Genomic DNA, 17931 nt, shown 5'->3' with positions numbered 1-17931 from the left:
CATGCTTCGAACGTTATATACAAAATACAAACCCTACTACAAAGAAAACCTTATTCTTGCCACTCCAATTGTAGTTTCTCAAATTGGACACATGGCTGTGCACATTGCCGACAGTGTAATTGTTGGTCAGTTTGCTGGTACCGTTCAATTAGCAGCTGTATCTTTAGTTAATAGTCTTTTTACAATCATTATGGTGTTAGGTTTGGGTTTATCTTATGGCTTAACCCCTCTAATCGCTAAACAAAATGGTGGTAAAAATTACAGTGAATGCGGTCGACTGCTTTCTAATAGTTTATTAATAAACGCAGTATCAGGCATTATTCTTTATCTTTTATTACATTTTGGAACTTTATCCATCATTGGTCATTTAGGACAATCGCCCGAAGTTGTAGCTTATGCTAAACCCTATTTAGGTTTGCTTGCTTTTTCAATTATCCCTTTAATGGTGTTTCAAACCTTTAAACAATTTGCAGAAGGATTAGGATTTACCAAGCAAGCCATGATGATTTCCATATTCGGAAACATTTTAAACATTATACTAGGAATTATTTTTGTTAGGGGAATGTTTGGTATTGAGGCAATGGGTGTTAAAGGCGTAGGTTTAAGTACATTAATTGATCGTATTTTAATGGCGGTGGTAATGGGGATTTATGTAATGAGGTCTAAAAACTTTAAAGTTTACTTGCAGCATTTTAAACTGTATGCCATTGATAAAATTAGAAGCGTTCAAATTATTAAAATTGGTGCGCCAGTAGCCATGCAATATATTTTTGAAATTAGTGCTTTTAGTGGTGCTGCCGTTATCATTGGTACTATTGGCGCAGCACCTCAAGCCGCACATCAAATTGCAATTACACTGGCTGCTTTAACATATATGGTAGCTAGCGGTATCGCATCGGCAGCTACTATAAAAACCGGCAACTATTTAGGACAAAAGAATTTCATAGATCTTCGTCGCTCTGCAATAGCAAGTTATCATGTAGTACTAGCCTTTATGAGTTGTACAGCAATTCTTTTCGTATTAGCCAACACTCTTTTACCTTATCTATATACTAGCGATTTAAAAGTGATTGAAATAGCAGCACAACTCTTAATTATCGCAGGTTTTTTTCAATTATTTGATGGCACACAAGTAGTTGGTTTAGGCGTTTTACGTGGAGTTGGCGATGTTAATATGCCAACTTTCATTACCTTTTTATCCTACTGGATTATTGGCATCCCTTTGGGTTACTTTTTAGGTTTTTACCTAGATATGGGTGTTAGAGGAATTTGGTACGGCTTAACTTTCGGTTTATTAACCGCTTCTATCCTACTTTTCTTCCGTTTTCAGCATAGAACAAGATTATTAATAGAAACCTCTCCTAATTAAATCATATTAAATTACGTTATATTTGTCCCCATGAAAAAACGCGTCTTAGTTGTAGAAAACAATAAGGATATCTTAGAATTGATTTCATTAATATTAGATGAGGCAGGATATGAATTAAGCCTTTACACTAATGAAAGAAATATATTTGAGCATATTGTATCATTTCAACCAGATGCTATTTTACTTGATATTGTTAGGCCTACAGTTGAAGGAACAGAGCTTTGTCGCCAAATAAAAGAGGCAGAAGGAACTAGTCATATTCCAGTAATTGTATTATCAACCCATCCTCAAATAGAACGTGTTAAAGAAGTTTGTGCAGATGAAGTGGTGCCAAAACCATTTGATATAGATGCGCTATTAGAGACCTTAGAAGAACAATTAGGTAGCAATAATTAATTAAAGCTTACCATTGCTTAAACATGTTCATCATCATGTTTATCTGGCGTAATTTCTTTCTGATTTAGCTCATCTTCTAATTCCTTTTGGTCTTTTTTATTACGCTTAACAATAAAGTAAACAAAGGCCAAAACTGCCACAATTACGATCGCTATTATTACAGTATTTGTTTTCATCGCTAAAATCAGTTAATCCTTTTCTAGTAAGTAAAAATAAAGCTCATTTGTTTCGTTAAAATTAAATTAAGGTTAATTATTAACTCTTGCTCGTCATTGCGAGGCACGAAGCAATCTTAAAGCGAATTAAAAGAAGCTATAGTTGTAAGATTGCTTCGTGCCTCGCAATGACGGTCGTAAAGAATAACCTACTCTAAATTTGCATTCGGAAAAAGCGTTGGCTGATGACTATCCTCTTTCCCTCTCGCTTTAACCTCACCAAAATTAGAAAAAGAAACACCCAACAATCTAATCTTCTTATCACCTAAATCTAGATTGTTCAATAGCATTTGTGCAGTATCCAATACCTGCTCTAAAGTTGTAATCTTGCTCGCAAAAGACATACTCCTGGTAATAATTTTAAAATCCTCAAACTTCACTTTCAACGTCAACGTACGCCCGTAAAGCTCATAGTATTGCATTCTTTTAAATGCAGACGTAGCAATTTGTACTAACCAATCAGTAAGTTCCTCCCCTTTGTCTAAATCATAAGAAAACGTATCTTCAGCACTTATAGACTTCGTTTCTTGATGTGGTTGTACCTCTCTATTATCTATTCCCCTCACTATTTTATAAAAGAACTTACCTGTTTTACCAAAGAGTTGTATTAAACGCTGTTCTGTTAATTGTTTTAAGTCTGCACCAGTATGTAAACCTTGTCTTTTCATCTTTTCGGCAGTAACCTTACCAACACCAAAAAACTTTTCTACTGGTAATTGCTCCATAAACCGCTCTAACTTAGAAGGACCAATAAACGTTAACCCATCAGGTTTATTCATGTCTGATGCAATTTTAGCCGTAAACTTATTAATAGAAACTCCTGCAGATGCCGTTAAATGCAACTCATCTTTTATAGCCTGTTTAATTTGCTCAGCAATCGTAATGGCAGATCCGATGTTTAATTTATCTTCAGTGACATCTAAATAGGCTTCATCCAGTGAAAGAGGTTCGATTAAATCGGTATACCGACTAAATATCTCTCTTATTTTCTGCGAAACCTCTTTGTAGGCAGCAAAGCGTGGTCGCACAAAAATAGCATACGGGCAAAGTTGTTGGGCTTTTTTAGCCGTCATTGCAGAGCGGATACCAAATTTACGGGCTTCATAGCTTGCAGTTGCCACTACTCCGCCTCTTCCCTCTGGTGAACCACCAACCACTAAAGGTTTGCCTCTATATTCAGGAAAATCACGCTGCTCTACAGATGCATAAAAGGCATCCATATCGATATGGATAATTTTACGAACCGAATTTCTGCTCTCATTTTCCATGATTACTGCAAAACATAAGCTTGGTAAGCCCTATCTCCCCAAAACTGATAATCTTTATCTTGGTACTTTGTACCATTAAATAGTAGGCGGATAAAACCATTCTTTTCCACCAATACAGTATGATAGATTTTGCCCTCTGGGTTTTTAATCAAAGAGAAATCGATTAAATGATTTTGATTAAACCAGTTCATTCTATCAGACAAATCGTATTTCTTTAAGTTAAATTCGGCTTGTAAATCTCTAGCCATTAATTGGCTTCTATACCATGTTCCGCCAGTTGGCGACACCAACGGCTTACCATTATAAACCACAACACTATCGTTGTATGCAATTACCTGTAATGATTTATTCTTCGTTTTTAACCAATTTGTAAGCTTCGCTTGATGCTTTTCCGTTTCGTAACCATACGTTGCATCTAAAAAACCAATCCGATCTATAAACTTTGGTAGTTGTGGCTGCGAATTGATATAACCAAAAATAAAACTCCCACCGCCACTATGGCTACTCAATGTAACCTTTGGTTGGTACTTTTTATAACGCTCTACTACATCAGCAACCAATTCACCTATCCGTGTATCTCCACTTACAAACTTTCTTCGCCAGGCTGGCCAGCTCTTTAAGTTGTTCTCTATATACACTACAATATAATTCGTCAGCTTATCTGCATTACGAATAAATGCAGTTTGTGCGCCAATATGCTGAATATCGAAATGCCAATCGTCGCCATTGGCTAGTTTCTTGCCGAAAGTTTGTGCCGTTGTGTTGCCATTTGGCAAAGCAAACAAAATGAGTTTGGTAGGGTTTTTGGGATTTAACTGTGCAGGCTCATCGAAGGTTAAGGTAATGCCACTATCAATGTTTACCTTTTTTAAGGAGTTGAAATACTCATTAAAAGAAACTTGCGCCTTTATATCAGTTTTAAAAACAACTACGCAAAAGATTAATAGATACCACCTCATGTATCAAATTTACAATAATCTCTTATTGTTTTTTAGGAGTTTGGGTTAAATTAACAACTACTACACTCAAACTGTCAACTGCCAGACTAGAATAGGCAACTGCTAAGCTCGAACTGACAACGGCTGCATTTAAAAGCTAGCTATAATATAACTACGCTATTAATTATTGCTTTTTAGGCGCTCTACCTAAATTTACAACTGCACCAACACTAAATACAGAGTTACCTGCATTTAAAAACTTACGACTTTTTAAACCAAAGTTGCTGCCACTGGTGTATTGCAGTTGTACTTGATCGCTTAAAATCATTCTGGTAAAGAAAACTGGTTCTAGAAAGATGTTATCTTCATTGGGTTGTTGTACGTTATTAATAAAGAAATCATTTGTTTTAACAAAGCTCATGCGTAATGCAGTACCAAAGTTTAGTCCAAAGTTTACACCAAACAAGCGTAGGTTATCTCTCTTTTTAGAACTATAGTTTACTTGTATAAACTTCTTATCGTAGTTTGCTTTATGATTATCTATAGTAATTAGGTTTTTGTTATCGTCAAATTGCCTAAACAGTCTGTCGCTTTTACCACTTCCTATACCTCCGTATATTTCTAGTATTCGGTTATTATCAGGACCAAAGGTGTTAAAATAGCCTCCACCAAACTCAATCATTTTATGTTTAACATCTTTTTTGGTGCTCTCATTGTTCATGTAAGCTCCATTAGCTAAGAGGGCAACATGATTGCTTACGGCATAGGCCGAGTTGAAATTGAAATTGCCTTTTAGGGATACGTGTGCGCCTGCTGCTATTTCGCCTTGCGTGGTTAACATGGGCGTATTGGGTACGCTGGGCATGTATATAGAAGAACAGCTGCTTAAAAATAGGAGAAGCAGCACGGGGGTAAGTCGTGAATGTGTAATCATAGATGTAGTAATAACAGGTTTTGGGTAGCAATTATTATGCTAGCTTGTAAATTTTAGTACATCCATCATCCGGTTAAATTCTTGATGGGGTGTTGCTTTTAACTGAATTCTTTGTGCGGTTACTGGGTGTGTAAAGCTAAGTTCTGATGCATGCAATAACATGGTCGTCATTTGAAATTGGGTAGCAAAGAAGCCATTTTGTTTGTTACAACCGTGCTTTCTGTCGCCAATAATAGGATGGAAAATGTGAGCAAAGTGTTTGCGGAGCTGATGCATACGCCCTGTTGTTGGGCTGGCTTCTACTAATGAATAACGTGAGGTTGGGTGCTTACCAAAGGGCACTTCTATTTCTGCTCGTTGCAAAGTTATAAATGAGGTAAAGGCTTCTTGTAGTGTTCCGTTTTCTTTTTTTAAGGGATAATCTATATCCAATTGATCTGGAGCATACCCTCGTAATATGGCTAGGTATTTCTTTTCTACTAATCCTTCTTGAAACTGTTTTTGCATGGCAATTTCTATTTCTTTAGAAAAGGCAAAGAGTAAAAGTCCGCTTGTTTTTCTATCTAAACGATGTACTGGGTTTACATGCTGACCTATTTGATCGCGTAGCATTTGTAAGGCAAATTCTGTAGCATCATTTGCTATTTTAGAACGATGCACCAATAGGCCATGAGGTTTGTTAATGGCTATTAAGTGTTCGTCTTGATAGATAATTTCTAGCATGTAGCGAAGATAGAAAGATTACTTTAATGTAAACGGAACTGTTTCCTTAAGATCAAAATAAATAGCTAAGTCTGCATCTGGCACATCTTTTCCTATCAATTTCCCATTGTAGTCTTGTTCATACTTAATGGTTTGAACTAGTTTTATATTACTACTATCCTTAACTTCAAAAAGCGGAACATTGTAATCATATATCTTTTGTTTAACCTTAACCTTATTCTCGTTAAAAACGTAGGTGTAAACAGATTTACCTGTTTCTCTATAAAAAATCATCTCTAATTTCTTAATGCTATTATTTAGGTAAAAAGCTTTTCCAACATTGCCTTCAGCACTATAATCGCCTTCTAATGAAAACTCGTAGGTAATAGTATCAGAATTAGTTGATTTTAAATTGTCCGTTAAAATCTTTCTCTTAACAGAATCTAAATTAAATGCTGGTTGCTTAATAATTACTGGATTAGTTTTTAATGTATCTTTTGCAGCTTCTTTATTGCTTGAGCTATTTCTTGTACAAGAAGTAAAAAGGACAAATAGGATAAGAATATAATTTTTCATTAGTTAAATATATAAATCTCTTGCCACTCTAAAGGTATTGCAATGTGCATCTACAATGGTTTTTATGTTTGGAGAATAGCCTCCTCCCATGCTTACCTGTACTGGGACTTGATGTTGCAAGCAAGCTGTAAAAACCAATACATCGCGTTGCTTACATCCGTTTTTGGTGAGGGCTAGTTTGCCTAGGTTATCTGTTGCTAATACATCTACTCCGGCTAAATAGAATACAAAATCTGGCTGATGCTTTTTAAATACAGCAGCCAAAGCTTCTTGTAGTTTAGTTAAAAAGGTTTCATCATTTGTACCATCTTCCAAAGGAATATCTAAGTCTGATCGTTCTTTTCTAAAGGGAAAGTTTTTGTCGCCATGCATAGAAAATGTGAATACCTTGTCTTCTTTTTGGAAGATTTCTGCGGTTCCATTACCCTGATGTACATCTAAATCTATTATTAAGATGCGTTTACTTAAATCATTATTTAACAAATAGTTTGCTGCAATAGCTTGATCGTTTAACAAACAAAAGCCTTCGCCCCAATTGCTACCTGCATGGTGTGTACCTCCTGCTACATTAAAAGCTACGCCATGTTGTTGAGCATATAGTGCACCATCTATGGTTCCTTGTGCTATTCTAATTTCTCGTTCTACTAATTGTGCGTTTAAAGGGAAACCTATTCTGCGTTGCTCTTTTGCTGGTAGCGTACCATTTTTTAGTTGTAGCCAATAGTCTTTGTTGTGTGTAGCTAGAATGTTTTCTTCTGCCGTTGGCTCTGGGGCAAATAAGTTTTCTTGTTGGATAGTACCCTCGTGTAGTAATTGTGCAGGTATTAACTCGTATTTAAGCATCGGGAAGCGATGGCCTTCTGGTAAGGGATGTGCGTAAATTGGGTGATAGGCTATTTTTAACATGGGTTTATTTGATCACTAAGGCTTAGAGTTCTGTTTTAGAAAATCTAGTTTGCTTTGAATTTTCTATCTTTCGAAATATCTATTAGCTTCCCCTTCTTGATTAAGAATGAGTAGTTTTTAAAGTAATCACTTCGTTCTTCTCTAGCCATTATGATTTTATATATTTTAGGCTCATTATCTAAAATTTCAATGGAGAAGGGATTGTATCCAACATAAAAATTGAATTTTAAATTATCCCCTTTCTTAACTTCATCTTTAATACTCGAATAGCTTCCATGAGTTCGAGTCATATATAGCTCTTGATTTTTATAAATAGTATTAAAGGTTAAAGTATCTCCATAACTATTAAAAAACATAAATGTCGATTTGTTTTCGACCGTTTTAAAGGTTTCAATTTTGTTCTTTAAAGTTTCATGATTATTTTGTTTACTGTTCAATAATAAAGTATCTGCATTTTTAGTCCAAGCCCCTTTCGTGTAAAAGAAATTCTCAGCCGTAAGTAAAGCTTTATAATCATCTCCTGTAAAACTAAATAAAGAATCATCTTCTATCTTCAGATGCCATTTCCCAAAATCGTTGGAAACATATTCTCCAACTATGCTTTTATTGACTTTACAAGATGTTAAAATCATAAAGTAACACGCTAGAAACAGTATTAGTGTTAATTTTTTCACCCTATTTCAGCTTAAAATCTCTCTAACATGCTTTTCAATGTTATTGCAAATTTCATCTACAGGCAAATCGTTAGCATCTGTGTTAAATGGGTTCTCTATTTCTTCAGCTATTAACTCTAAACTGGCTAATACATAGAGAATAAAGGGTACAATTGGCACTACAAAATAGCCCAAACTAAATACCCAGCCTATTGGTAAGGTTAATACGTAAATGAAAATGAATTTTTTGATAAAAGCACTGTATGAATACGGTATTGGTGTGTTTCTAATCCGTTCGCAACCGCCACAAATATCTGTAAATTGACTTGCATCGGTGTTTAGCGTAATGAGTTGTTCTTGAGAGATTTTACCCACTGCTTGTAAAGCATAAATTCTACTCACCATACTTGTTGCTACCTGATTAGGGATATGTTTACCACCATCAATCTCTATTAAAAAGCTATCCTTACCAAAGTATTGCTTCTCTCTTAAATGTTCTTTTAGTGCAAAGGCGTATTTAGGAATGGCATACTTAAAGAATTCGATTTCTTCTGCTTCTAGGTTTAAGGCCCTTATTTTGATAGCTAGATTTCTGCTCACGTTAGTTAATGCACCTAAGAGTTTTCTTCCGTCCCACCATCTATCGTAAGATGTGTTGGTTCTAAATACCAATAGCATAGAGATTACAAAACCTAAAAGGCTATGCATCATCCCTACATTTTTAATATAAGTGGTTTCTGCTAGCTTTAAATAATTAAGTTCTAGGTAGGCTATCCCTCCAGAAAGAGCGGCAATAGTTAGCATTAAAGGCCATAGTTTTCTAAAGGTATCTGCTTTATGAATATGGAAGATGAAGCTCATCCACTCTTTTGGATTGTAATTTATCATGCTATGGATTGGCTAATGGTTAATAATAATTCTCCTGTTCTATATACATCTTCAAAGCTGTTGTACATTGGCACCGGACTTAAGCGTATTACATTTGGTTCACGCCAATCGCCAAGTACATTGTTAACTACTAATTCATCGAATATTTTCTTTCCGTTTGCCTTGGCTATGATAGAAACTTGCGCCCCTCTATCATCTTCTGTTTGGGGTGTAATTATTTTAAACTGCTCCTCTCCTAGTTTTGTATTTAACTGATTTATAACATAGAACAAATAAGCTGTTAAAGTTTTACTTTTAGTTCTTAGCGCATCCATAAAGCCTGCTTTTTTGAACAATTGCAACGATGCATGATACAAGGCCATAGGCATTACCTGTGTGCAGCTTACCTGCCAACCATCGGCTCCAGCTTCGGGTATAAAGCCTTTTTCCATCTTAAAGCGTTGCGCTTCGTTATAGCCCCACCATCCCGCAAAGCGATTTAAGGGCGTATTGAAATGCTTTTCGTGTACAAAGATTCCGCTTATCCCACCAGGTCCAGCGTTTTGATATTTATAAGAACACCAACAAGCAAAGTCGACACCCCAGTTGTGCAATTGTAACGGCACATTGCCAGCTGCATGAGCTAAATCGAAGCCTACTATTGCACCCGCTTTATGTCCGGCTTTGGTAATGGCAGGCATATCAAACCACTGACCTGTAAAGTAATTAATCCCGCCGAAGAGTACTAAAGCTATTTCTTCTGCATTATCATCTATCGCTTTAACAATATCTTCTGTTCTTAGCGTGTATTCTCCCTCTTTTGGTTTTACTTCGATGATGGCGTCTTTAGGATCGAACCCATGAAAACGAACTTGGCTCTCTATCGCATATTGATCGGATGGGAATGCGCCGGCTTCCATTATTATTTTAAATCGTTTCGCCTTCGGCTGATAAAAACTAACCATCAATAAATGGAGGTTGACAGTTAAGGTATTCATTGGGCAAACTTCTGCTGGCTTTGCACCAACTATGGGTGCCATTAACTTTTTGAGTTCTTTATGATAGAACATCCAAGGTGAATTTCCCTCAAACCATCCTTCTACTGCTAGGTTTTGCCAGTTGTTTAACTGCACCTCTAAAACCTCACGAGCCACTTTAGGTTGTAAACCTAAGGAGTTGCCACACAAATAGATAAAAGGTTTTCCGTTTTGCTGAGGGAATAGATATTCATTGCGCATTTCTCTTAATATATCTTGCTGATCTAGTGCTTGAGCGAAGGCTAAGTTATTCTCGAAATTCATGTTTCAATATTAGCAAAAAAAAGTTTTGTAAACTGTAGTATAATTTACATTAAACTTTAACATTAAGGAATGAAGAAGAGTTAAGGTTTTATAATAAATCCTACGCTAAGGCGATCGTCACCCTGAATTTATTTCAGGGTCTTTCCTGTAAAACAGATGCTGAAATAAATTCAGCATGACGTTGAGACTAATTGAAAAACTATGAATTAGGTTTGCTTACATATTTATTGCCTTTGATGTAGAAACGCCAAGGTAATAAAGCATGATCTTCTGCATAAGCTACTCCAACACGCGGCGAGGCTATTATTTGATCTTCTTTAAAGTGAATGCCGTTGTCTTCAATCCAAATCTCATCACCTAGTAAATCTTTAGCATTTAAGTTCTTATCAATGGCTAGTGCTTTGGCTAATGCACCAGGCCCGGCGGTAATTCGTGGGGCTAGTTTCTGCATATTTCTACGCTCCAACATAGTTGAAAGCCCTTCTATAGGCTCAATACCACGAATTAATACTGCATTTGGATTGTTTTTGGTATTGGTTACTACATTAAATAAGTGATGAATACCGTAACAGAGATATACATAAGAAATCCCTCCAGCTTCATACATAGTTGCGGTTCTTGGCGTAAAACGATTGTTGTATGCATGAGAAGCTTTATCGATAATACCGTTATAGGCTTCTGTTTCTACTATCGTTCCGCCTGTTAATTTACTATCAACTAATGTAAATAGTTGCTTACCCAAAAGCTGAACTGCAAGGCTAACTACATCTTCTTGTTGGTAAAAAGAATACGGTAATTTAGGCATGTATCAAGCTAAGTATTTGATTTAAGTATTTACTATCAACTTCATCAAAGTGAGCAAGATACTCACTATCTACATCCAATACACCTATAATGTTATTATCCATATAAAGAGGCAATACAATTTCAGATTTTGAAGCAGAAGCACAAGCAATATGACCAGGAAATTCATCTACATTAGGTACAATAATAGTTTCATTCCTCTCCCAAGATGCACCACAAACACCCTTTCCCTTTTTAATTCTGGTACAAGCAACTGGCCCTTGAAATGGTCCTAACACTAATTCCTGCCTGCCGGCAGGCATGGCATCATTTTTTAGGAGATAGAAACCAACCCAAAACCATCCAAACTGTTCTTTTAAGGCTGCACAAACATTAGCCAAATTAGCTATTAAGTCTGTTTCGCCATAAAGCAATGCTTCTATTTGAGGGATTAGTGATACGTATTGTTCTTCTTTAGTACCAGTTTTAGTTATTGTTAGATCTTCTGCCATGACGTTTTTATTGAATAACAAAGCTACGAAATGATTAAATAATCTGGTTTTATAGTGAAGAATTAACATTTCTATTACTATTCCACATTGTGATTTTACTTTAAACAAAATACTTAGATTTGGCGATTATAAGCATTAACACAACAAGATGAACAAGAAAACCTTATCAATTACTTTACTATTATTAGCTGGATTAATTCAGTTTGGTTACAGTCCGCCAGAAGAAGGAATGTTTCCGTTAAGTGAAATACACAAACTAGATTTAAAGAAAGCGGGTTTAAAAATAGATCAAAACGAAGTTTATAATCCTAACGGGATAAGCTTAGTAGATGCCCTAGTAAATGTTGGCGGTTGTACAGGTTCTTTTGTTTCTAATGATGGATTGATTATTACTAATCACCACTGTGCATTTAGTGCTGTACAACTAGCAAGTACGCCAGAACATGATTATTTAAACAATGGATTTGTGGCTAATAGTCGTGAACAAGAGATTGAAGCAAAAGGATTAACCTGCCGTATTACTGATAGTTATGAAGATGTGTCCGACAAAGTTTTAGGCGCTGTTGCTCAAGTACAAGACCCAGCATCAAGATTACAGTTAATTAACAATGTAATGAAGAACATTGTACTAGAAGCTGAGAAAAAAGATCCAACTATTAAGGCCGAAGTATCAGAAATGTTTATTGGTAAAAGCTATGTGTTGTTTCGTTATAAAACCATTCAGGATGTAAGATTGGTTTATGTACCTAATCGTAAGATTGGCGAATACGGTGGAGAGACTGATAATTGGGTTTGGCCACGCCATACAGGTGATTTCTCTTTTATGAGAGCCTATGTATCGAAAGATGGTAAACCAGCTAAATATTCTAAAAACAACGTTCCATATACGCCTAAGAAGTTTTTAAAGGTTAATCCGAATGGAACTAATGAAGAGGATTTTGTGTTTATCTTGGGTTATCCTGGTAAGACTTTCCGTCATCGCCCTGCAGAGTTTATAGATTATCAACAGAAATACCTTTTACCTTATACATCTGAATTATATGATTTCCAGAACACTACAATGGAAAACGTAGGTAAAAGAGATAAAACAACCGAACTAAAGTTAGCCACAAGAATTAAAAAGAATGCTAATGTAATGAAGAACTACAGAGGCAAACTAAAAGGCATTAAAGGAATTGATTTGGTAGCACAAAAAAAACAAGAAGATGCTGCTTTAGCGCAATTTATTAATAACAATGTTGATGTAAAGGCGCAATACGGCAATCTAATGACTGATATTGATCTATTGTATAAGCAAATAAATGGTGATGCTTACAGAGATATGTGGTTAACTCAAATTTACACCTCAACTAGTTTATTAAATGTTTCAAAGCAGCTAAATACGTTTAAAACGGAGTTAGAAAGTCAGCCTGCAGCGCAAAAAGAAGTTTACTTTAATGCTAATATAGACAAGCTAAAACAAGCTTTAAATACAGTTTATGATGCTTTTGACATTGATGTAGACCGTAGAATTTTTAAGAAGATGCTGGCTGATGCTTCATCATTTAGCTCTAACCAAAGAGTTAATGCAGTTGATAAAATAACAAGTAAAGGATCTAATAGCAATGCGATGATAGATGATTACATTAATGATGCATTTGGGCTGAGTAAACTAAAAGACAAGAACTATGTGTTGAATAACATCTTAAAATCTAGTAAATCCCTTAGCGATTATAACGATGGTTTATTACTGTTTGAAAAAGACATTACCAAGCAAATAGCAGAATTAAAGCCTGAAAAAGACCGTAGAGATGGTGTTTTAAATAAACTAATGGGCGATTATGTAAATGTAAAGGAGAAGTTTTTGCAGAAAGATTTTATCCCTGATGCGAATAGCACTTTAAGGCTTACCTACGGTCATGTTCGTGGCTACTCTCCTGCCGATGCAAGCTATATGGCGCCATATACTAGTATTAAAGGGATTATTGAAAAAGGCGCAACTGGTAACCCTGATTTTGGATATCCATCTCAAATTAAAACATTATGGGATGCAAAAGACTTTGGTCCATTCGCTAAAAAAGAGCTAAATGATGTTCCTGTAGCATTTTTATATAACATGGATACTACCGGCGGCAACTCTGGTTCGCCAATTATGAATGCTTATGGAGAGTTGATTGGGGTAAACTTTGATCGTGCTTACGAAGCAACTATTAATGACTATGCTTGGAATGAAAGTTATAGTCGATCTATTGGTGTAGATATTCGTTACGTACTTTGGGTTGCTGCTAAAATAGACCATGCAGATTTCTTATTGAAAGAAATGGGTGTAAACTTATAATACTAAATTCATCATGCTTTGATGAGATAAATAAAATAACATGAGAATAATTGCCGAATTACCACACCCCGATTGTAAGATTACTTTGTTTAACATGAACCAAAAATACATTGTGAAATTTGAGCAAGGTCAGTTGGAGCAAAGCTATAAATTATCAGAGCTTGACCTTAGCGGAGGAGGGGCGAATGAGATTTTTCAAATACTTGATGAAGCATTTATGACTACAGTTGTAGAGCGTTTCAAAAGCATGAGAACAGATTTTTCAGCAGCTTATCAAAGACAACAGTAAGAGTTTATATAAAACACGTAACTAACTGTAAAATAGTTTGTTTAATTAACAAACAGAATATTATTCTGAAAAAATAGTACTATTTAGCCTATGTGTTCCATACTTAAGGAAACTATTAGTTAAATTGTATAATCATAACTTACTGATATTTAACAAAATAAACACATAAACAAAATATAATATCGATTATCATTTTAGCCAAATAATTGGGAGGTTTGATGTAAATTAGCCTAAAAATCTAAAATTTACTTTTTCTTAAAAGTTTTAGGTTTTCGGGCCTTTTCTTTACACTCGTCCTTTCGACTGGAGCGCAGCGGAACAGAGAGATCTTTAAAATAGAAAGTTCAAAGATTTCTCCGCAAGGTCGAAATGACGACTAAGATTCAAAGGATAGAATTATCCTTTTTAAATTAAATCAATATACCAATAACCAGATGGCTTATCGGTTTCATTTGGAGTAGGAAAAGTTTTATAAACTAGCTCTCCTACTTCAAGATTTATGGGTTGATTAAAGATTGGTCCATCGAAAACAAAGGTGTGAAATTCTCCGTTCTCGCCACATGGATCAATGTGTTTTGGCAAGTCATTTAGAAAGGAATGATCAATTACTCTTCCACAAAAATCTTGTAAATCATCTTGCGCACACACTACAATAGTTTTGTAACCTAAATCGATAAATTCCTTTACTAAAGTTAAACTATCTCTTTTCCATAAGGGAAAAATGGCCTCCATCCCTATTTTAGTCAATTGGTTTTCTCTATAAACCTTAAGGTCTTCTAAAAAGATATCTCCAAAAATAGAATATGTAATTCCTTCAGCTTTTAACTTAGAAACCTGCTCGAACATGGTTTTTTCATAGGTTTCCATATCAGGCATTTCGGGTAAACGCACTTGAAACAAAGGAAGTTTTAAACTATTTGCTTGATCTATTAATAAAGCTTCTCTAACTCCATGCATCGAAACGCGGTTAAAAGAACTATTAACCGTGGTTAGCAGATAACGGATATCATATTGTTTTTGTTGTAGAACATGGTGTAAAGCTAATGTACTGTCTTTACCACCACTCCAATTAAATACTGCAGGAATTTGTTTAGGCATTTGCTTTTAATAGTTTCGCTACTTCTTTTACTCCAGCAGTTGCTGATTTCTCGATTTTAATCAGATTAGCATACTGATTTACCAAAGGGATTTTAGGATCAATAATGTATTTTGGAACGTTTGCTGGCACAAAATCAAGTAATCCAGCTGCAGGATAAACAGCTAACGATGTACCTACCAACATAAATATATCTGCTTCTTCACAAATAAATGCGGCAGTTTCTATCATTGGTACAGCTTCACCAAACCACACTACATGAGGACGTAATTGCGAACCTAATTCGCACAACTCGCCCATTTTTATTTCATCCCCTTTGATAGGGTAAAGTAACGATGGATTTTTATCAGATTGAGCAAAAGTGATGATGCCATGTAAATGCGTAATTTGTGTTGAGCCAGCACGCTCATGCAGATCATCTATGTTTTGAGTAATAATTTGTACGTCAAAATCTTCTTCCAGCTTTGCTAATTCTAAATGCGCCAGATTTGGTTCTGCTTTTAAAACTTGTTTCCTGCGTTCATTATAAAACTCTTGCACTAAAGTTGGATTTCTTTGCCAAGCGCTTGGGGTTGCTACATCGGTTATATTGTACCCTTCCCATAAACCGTCCGAATCTCTAAAGGTTTTAAGTCCGCTTTCGGCACTAATGCCCGCACCAGTTAAAACAACCAATCTTTTCTTCATTATACTAATTTAACAAAAAAACCCTTTTGTACATCGCACAAAAGGGTTTTTTATATATTTTTTATATTCTATGAATGTACAGCAGTGTTATTTTTCAAGCTTAACGCTGGATATTTAACTTTTAAGCTTTCAAAAGCACCAAACATTATTGCTGAATACGCTAAAGTTCCGTATAAGAAATTAAGTTCGTAAGGAATTGCAAAAACTAAGCAAGCCCAAAAACCAGCAAATGTTTGAGGGTAAAATGTAGAACCGTACCAAACGCCGAAATCGGAAACTATCCAATGAATTAAAACACCAGTTAAACTAGCGGCTAAAACGCGTTGAACGTTTACTTTTTTAATCATAAAGTGACCTACTAACACAATTAAAGCAAAGGCAATGTAAGTATAGTACCAACCTTGATAAAAGCCATAATCTTTACCCATTGTTAAAGCAAGGCCAATATCACTCAATAATAAAACTAATAATGGTAATACAAAAGCGTTAAATTTATTTTTGAAATAAGCTCCGCCAAATAAAGCTACAGCTCCTATTCCAGAGAAATTGGCTATTAATTTAAAATCTGGTGAAAGTGGTGCAATAACCCTTAAACCAACAATTAGCAGCATTAACAATAACAATACAAGCGTTCTAGAACTATTTTTCATCAGGATATAATTTGTTTTTTAATGGTGATGAAGCTATCATGAGTTATTCATTTCATTTTGTGAGCGTAAACTCATGATGGTTTCATTTCTTTATAATTGATACACAAAATTAGCTTTTTAAATCCTGAATAAAAAATATAGAATTTATAAGTCAACTAGTGTTAGAAAATAGAAAATCTTATCTTTAACTATCAAATTTTTAGTTATGCGCAAATTATTCCTTTGTTTATTATTTCTAATTGGCTACCAAGCGATGGCACAAAAAACAGATACTTTATTTCTAACAAAATTAATGAAAAGTAAACCAGAGTTGTTTTCTGGAATATTAAATCATCCTAATCATAATGAGGTTCAAGTTATTTACACACAAATAAATAGAGATAAAAACAACAAGCCAAGTTTTAAAACTTTCAGCTATAATTTAAATGCAAAGCGATATTTCTATCCGGCCAGTACGGTAAAATTGGCTGGAGTTATTTTTGCGTTAGAGAAAGTAAACGAATTAAAAAGCAAAGGGCTAACTGCAAATTTAACCATGATTACCGATAGTAATTTTAAAGGACAAACTAAGGTATTGAAAGATGAAAGTGCGGCAAACGGAAAACCATCATTAGCTCATTATATTAAAAAAGTTTTGTTAACCAGCGATAATGATGCTTTTAATCGCCTATTTGAATTTTTAGGAAGAAGTGAAATTAATGCAAAGCTGAAGAAATATGGCTTAACTGAAAGTAGAATTTTAAATCGTTTAGCCATTGGTGATGGCGGCGAATCTGCAAGACACACCAATCCGATTGACTTTTATGATGGTGATAAATTAGTTTATCATCAACCTGAACAATATGATGCTAAAGATTATCCGTTAGAGTTGACCAATTTAATTGTGGGAAAAGGTTATATGGATAGCAATGAGAAATTGGTAAATGAGCCTTATAGTTTTGCCGACAAAAATGTTTTTACAGTTTCTGATCAACAATCTTTAATGAAACGATTAATTATGCCTGAAGCTTATCCTGTTAATGAGCGATTTAATTTAAGGCCAGATGATTATAAACTCATTTATACCTACATGAGTAAATACCCTACGGAAAGCGATTATCCTAAATATGATACGAAAGAGTTTTGGCCAACTTATGCCAAAATGTTGTATTATGGAAGGGAGAAAAATGCAGTATTAGATCCAAATATTAGAATTTTTAATAAATACGGAGATAGTTATGGTTTTATCATCGACAATTCTTACTTCGTAAATTTTAAAAACAATATCGAATACTTTTTAACTGCTGTGGTGCAAAGTAATGAGGATGGAATTTATAACGATGGTAAATACGAATACGAAACTGTTTGTTATCCTTTTATGAAAAATTTGGGAAGAAGTATTTATGAGTATGAGCTTAATCGAGCTAAAAAGCATTTACCAGATTTGAATAAGTTAAAAATGGATTATAGCAATAAATAAAAATAGCCACAGA

20 protein-coding genes are annotated in these 17931 nt (G+C 34.9%); 5 read left to right on the top strand and 15 right to left on the bottom strand.

The window, feature by feature from the left end; all coding sequences use genetic code 11:
* Position 1 precedes the first annotated feature (1 nt).
* Together GM921_RS04840 and GM921_RS04835 are read left to right on the top strand one after the other, a co-directional pair.
* Entirely contained in the window at positions 2–1369 is a 1368-nt protein-coding gene (locus GM921_RS04840; protein WP_182921474.1) for an MATE family efflux transporter, read from the top strand.
* Positions 1370–1399: 30 nt separating this feature from the next.
* Positions 1400–1765, top strand: coding sequence for a response regulator (locus GM921_RS04835; protein ID WP_182921473.1), 366 nt, complete (start codon positions 1400–1402; stop codon positions 1763–1765).
* 17 nt (positions 1766–1782) lie between these two features.
* Here the strand turns inward: GM921_RS04835 and GM921_RS04830 are convergent, their stop codons facing one another.
* The 12 genes from GM921_RS04830 to GM921_RS04775 all read right to left on the bottom strand — a co-directional run bounded on the left by GM921_RS04830 (position 1783) and on the right by GM921_RS04775 (position 11420).
* Positions 1783–1941, bottom strand: a complete 159-nt coding sequence (locus GM921_RS04830) for a hypothetical protein (RefSeq protein WP_182921472.1) — start codon at positions 1939–1941, stop codon at positions 1783–1785.
* A 188-nt stretch (positions 1942–2129) separates the two neighbouring features.
* The gene (dinB, locus tag GM921_RS04825; RefSeq protein WP_182921471.1) at positions 2130–3248 is read right to left on the bottom strand and encodes a DNA polymerase IV; all 1119 of its coding nucleotides are present in this window, start codon (positions 3246–3248) and stop codon (positions 2130–2132) included.
* A 2-nt stretch (positions 3249–3250) separates the two neighbouring features.
* Entirely contained in the window at positions 3251–4207 is a 957-nt protein-coding gene (locus GM921_RS04820; protein ID WP_182921470.1) for a hypothetical protein, read from the bottom strand.
* A 163-nt stretch (positions 4208–4370) separates the two neighbouring features.
* Positions 4371–5027 carry a hypothetical protein gene (locus tag GM921_RS04815; RefSeq protein ID WP_235969775.1) on the bottom strand — a complete coding sequence of 219 codons (657 nt, stop codon included), beginning with the start codon at positions 5025–5027 and terminating at the stop codon, positions 4371–4373.
* 132 nt (positions 5028–5159) lie between these two features.
* The gene (locus GM921_RS04810) at positions 5160–5843 is read right to left on the bottom strand and encodes a pseudouridine synthase (RefSeq protein WP_182921468.1); all 684 of its coding nucleotides are present in this window, start codon (positions 5841–5843) and stop codon (positions 5160–5162) included.
* Between the two features lie 18 nt (positions 5844–5861).
* Positions 5862–6398 carry a hypothetical protein gene (locus GM921_RS04805; RefSeq protein ID WP_182921467.1) on the bottom strand — a complete coding sequence of 179 codons (537 nt, stop codon included), beginning with the start codon at positions 6396–6398 and terminating at the stop codon, positions 5862–5864.
* A gap of 3 nt (positions 6399–6401) precedes the next feature.
* Positions 6402–7304 carry a histone deacetylase family protein gene (locus tag GM921_RS04800; RefSeq protein ID WP_182921466.1) on the bottom strand — a complete coding sequence of 301 codons (903 nt, stop codon included), beginning with the start codon at positions 7302–7304 and terminating at the stop codon, positions 6402–6404.
* Between the two features lie 44 nt (positions 7305–7348).
* A complete protein-coding gene (locus GM921_RS04795; protein ID WP_182921465.1) occupies positions 7349–7936 on the bottom strand; it encodes a hypothetical protein in 588 nt (195 codons plus the stop codon).
* Positions 7937–7984: 48 nt separating this feature from the next.
* Positions 7985–8845 (bottom strand): bestrophin family protein, encoded by an 861-nt coding sequence (locus GM921_RS04790; protein WP_182921464.1) that lies wholly within the window; start codon positions 8843–8845, stop codon positions 7985–7987.
* Positions 8842–10125: a kynureninase gene (kynU, locus tag GM921_RS04785; RefSeq protein WP_182921463.1), complete on the bottom strand. Its 1284-nt coding sequence runs from the start codon at positions 10123–10125 to the stop codon at positions 8842–8844. The genes GM921_RS04790 and kynU overlap by 4 nt, the downstream gene beginning before the upstream one ends.
* Positions 10126–10324: 199 nt before the next feature.
* A complete protein-coding gene (locus GM921_RS04780) occupies positions 10325–10930 on the bottom strand; it encodes a DNA-3-methyladenine glycosylase (protein WP_182921462.1) in 606 nt (201 codons plus the stop codon).
* On the bottom strand, positions 10923–11420 hold the full coding sequence (locus tag GM921_RS04775) for a GAF domain-containing protein (protein ID WP_182921461.1): 498 nt from the start codon (positions 11418–11420) through the stop codon (positions 10923–10925). The genes GM921_RS04780 and GM921_RS04775 overlap by 8 nt, the downstream gene beginning before the upstream one ends.
* Positions 11421–11568: 148 nt before the next feature.
* On the opposite strand from GM921_RS04775, the gene GM921_RS04770 reads away from it, so the two are divergent.
* Positions 11569–13737: a S46 family peptidase gene (locus tag GM921_RS04770; RefSeq protein WP_182921460.1), complete on the top strand. Its 2169-nt coding sequence runs from the start codon at positions 11569–11571 to the stop codon at positions 13735–13737.
* A 40-nt stretch (positions 13738–13777) separates the two neighbouring features.
* Entirely contained in the window at positions 13778–14026 is a 249-nt protein-coding gene (locus tag GM921_RS04765) for a hypothetical protein (protein WP_182921459.1), read from the top strand.
* A gap of 405 nt (positions 14027–14431) precedes the next feature.
* On the opposite strand, the gene GM921_RS04760 is transcribed toward GM921_RS04765, so the two are convergent.
* The 3 genes from GM921_RS04760 to GM921_RS04750 form a co-directional block, all read right to left on the bottom strand.
* The gene (locus tag GM921_RS04760; protein ID WP_182921458.1) at positions 14432–15124 is read right to left on the bottom strand and encodes a Dph6-related ATP pyrophosphatase; all 693 of its coding nucleotides are present in this window, start codon (positions 15122–15124) and stop codon (positions 14432–14434) included.
* The gene (locus tag GM921_RS04755; protein ID WP_182921457.1) at positions 15117–15809 is read right to left on the bottom strand and encodes an SIR2 family NAD-dependent protein deacylase; all 693 of its coding nucleotides are present in this window, start codon (positions 15807–15809) and stop codon (positions 15117–15119) included. Before GM921_RS04755 ends, GM921_RS04760 begins: the two co-directional genes overlap by 8 nt.
* 68 nt (positions 15810–15877) lie before the next feature.
* A complete protein-coding gene (locus GM921_RS04750; RefSeq protein WP_182921456.1) occupies positions 15878–16459 on the bottom strand; it encodes a DUF6580 family putative transport protein in 582 nt (193 codons plus the stop codon).
* Between the two features lie 205 nt (positions 16460–16664).
* On the opposite strand from GM921_RS04750, the gene GM921_RS04745 reads away from it, so the two are divergent.
* Entirely contained in the window at positions 16665–17918 is a 1254-nt protein-coding gene (locus tag GM921_RS04745) for a serine hydrolase (RefSeq protein ID WP_182921455.1), read from the top strand.
* Positions 17919–17931 lie beyond the last annotated feature (13 nt).

This window comes from Pedobacter planticolens, assembly GCF_014172375.1.
GTDB classification, from domain to species: Bacteria; Bacteroidota; Bacteroidia; order Sphingobacteriales; family Sphingobacteriaceae; genus Pedobacter; species Pedobacter planticolens.
Note: the sequence above shows the minus strand (reverse complement) of the source record. Positions and strands in the feature narration are given on the sequence as shown.

What these genes read in the sequence shown, in the direction of transcription:
- GM921_RS04840 (WP_182921474.1), top strand. Translation starts at nt 2, where the DNA reads ATGCTTCGAACGTTATATACAAAATACAAACCCTACTACAAAGAAAAC.
- GM921_RS04835 (WP_182921473.1), top strand. Translation starts at nt 1,400, where the DNA reads ATGAAAAAACGCGTCTTAGTTGTAGAAAACAATAAGGATATCTTAGAA.
- GM921_RS04830 (WP_182921472.1), bottom strand. Translation starts at nt 1,941, where the DNA reads ATGAAAACAAATACTGTAATAATAGCGATCGTAATTGTGGCAGTTTTG.
- dinB (WP_182921471.1), bottom strand. Translation starts at nt 3,248, where the DNA reads ATGGAAAATGAGAGCAGAAATTCGGTTCGTAAAATTATCCATATCGAT.
- GM921_RS04820 (WP_182921470.1), bottom strand. Translation starts at nt 4,207, where the DNA reads ATGAGGTGGTATCTATTAATCTTTTGCGTAGTTGTTTTTAAAACTGAT.
- GM921_RS04815 (WP_235969775.1), bottom strand. Translation starts at nt 5,027, where the DNA reads ATGTTAACCACGCAAGGCGAAATAGCAGCAGGCGCACACGTATCCCTA.
- GM921_RS04810 (WP_182921468.1), bottom strand. Translation starts at nt 5,843, where the DNA reads ATGCTAGAAATTATCTATCAAGACGAACACTTAATAGCCATTAACAAA.
- GM921_RS04805 (WP_182921467.1), bottom strand. Translation starts at nt 6,398, where the DNA reads ATGAAAAATTATATTCTTATCCTATTTGTCCTTTTTACTTCTTGTACA.
- GM921_RS04800 (WP_182921466.1), bottom strand. Translation starts at nt 7,304, where the DNA reads ATGTTAAAAATAGCCTATCACCCAATTTACGCACATCCCTTACCAGAA.
- GM921_RS04795 (WP_182921465.1), bottom strand. Translation starts at nt 7,936, where the DNA reads ATGATTTTAACATCTTGTAAAGTCAATAAAAGCATAGTTGGAGAATAT.
- GM921_RS04790 (WP_182921464.1), bottom strand. Translation starts at nt 8,845, where the DNA reads ATGATAAATTACAATCCAAAAGAGTGGATGAGCTTCATCTTCCATATT.
- kynU (WP_182921463.1), bottom strand. Translation starts at nt 10,125, where the DNA reads ATGAATTTCGAGAATAACTTAGCCTTCGCTCAAGCACTAGATCAGCAA.
- GM921_RS04780 (WP_182921462.1), bottom strand. Translation starts at nt 10,930, where the DNA reads ATGCCTAAATTACCGTATTCTTTTTACCAACAAGAAGATGTAGTTAGC.
- GM921_RS04775 (WP_182921461.1), bottom strand. Translation starts at nt 11,420, where the DNA reads ATGGCAGAAGATCTAACAATAACTAAAACTGGTACTAAAGAAGAACAA.
- GM921_RS04770 (WP_182921460.1), top strand. Translation starts at nt 11,569, where the DNA reads ATGAACAAGAAAACCTTATCAATTACTTTACTATTATTAGCTGGATTA.
- GM921_RS04765 (WP_182921459.1), top strand. Translation starts at nt 13,778, where the DNA reads ATGAGAATAATTGCCGAATTACCACACCCCGATTGTAAGATTACTTTG.
- GM921_RS04760 (WP_182921458.1), bottom strand. Translation starts at nt 15,124, where the DNA reads ATGCCTAAACAAATTCCTGCAGTATTTAATTGGAGTGGTGGTAAAGAC.
- GM921_RS04755 (WP_182921457.1), bottom strand. Translation starts at nt 15,809, where the DNA reads ATGAAGAAAAGATTGGTTGTTTTAACTGGTGCGGGCATTAGTGCCGAA.
- GM921_RS04750 (WP_182921456.1), bottom strand. Translation starts at nt 16,459, where the DNA reads ATGAAAAATAGTTCTAGAACGCTTGTATTGTTATTGTTAATGCTGCTA.
- GM921_RS04745 (WP_182921455.1), top strand. Translation starts at nt 16,665, where the DNA reads ATGCGCAAATTATTCCTTTGTTTATTATTTCTAATTGGCTACCAAGCG.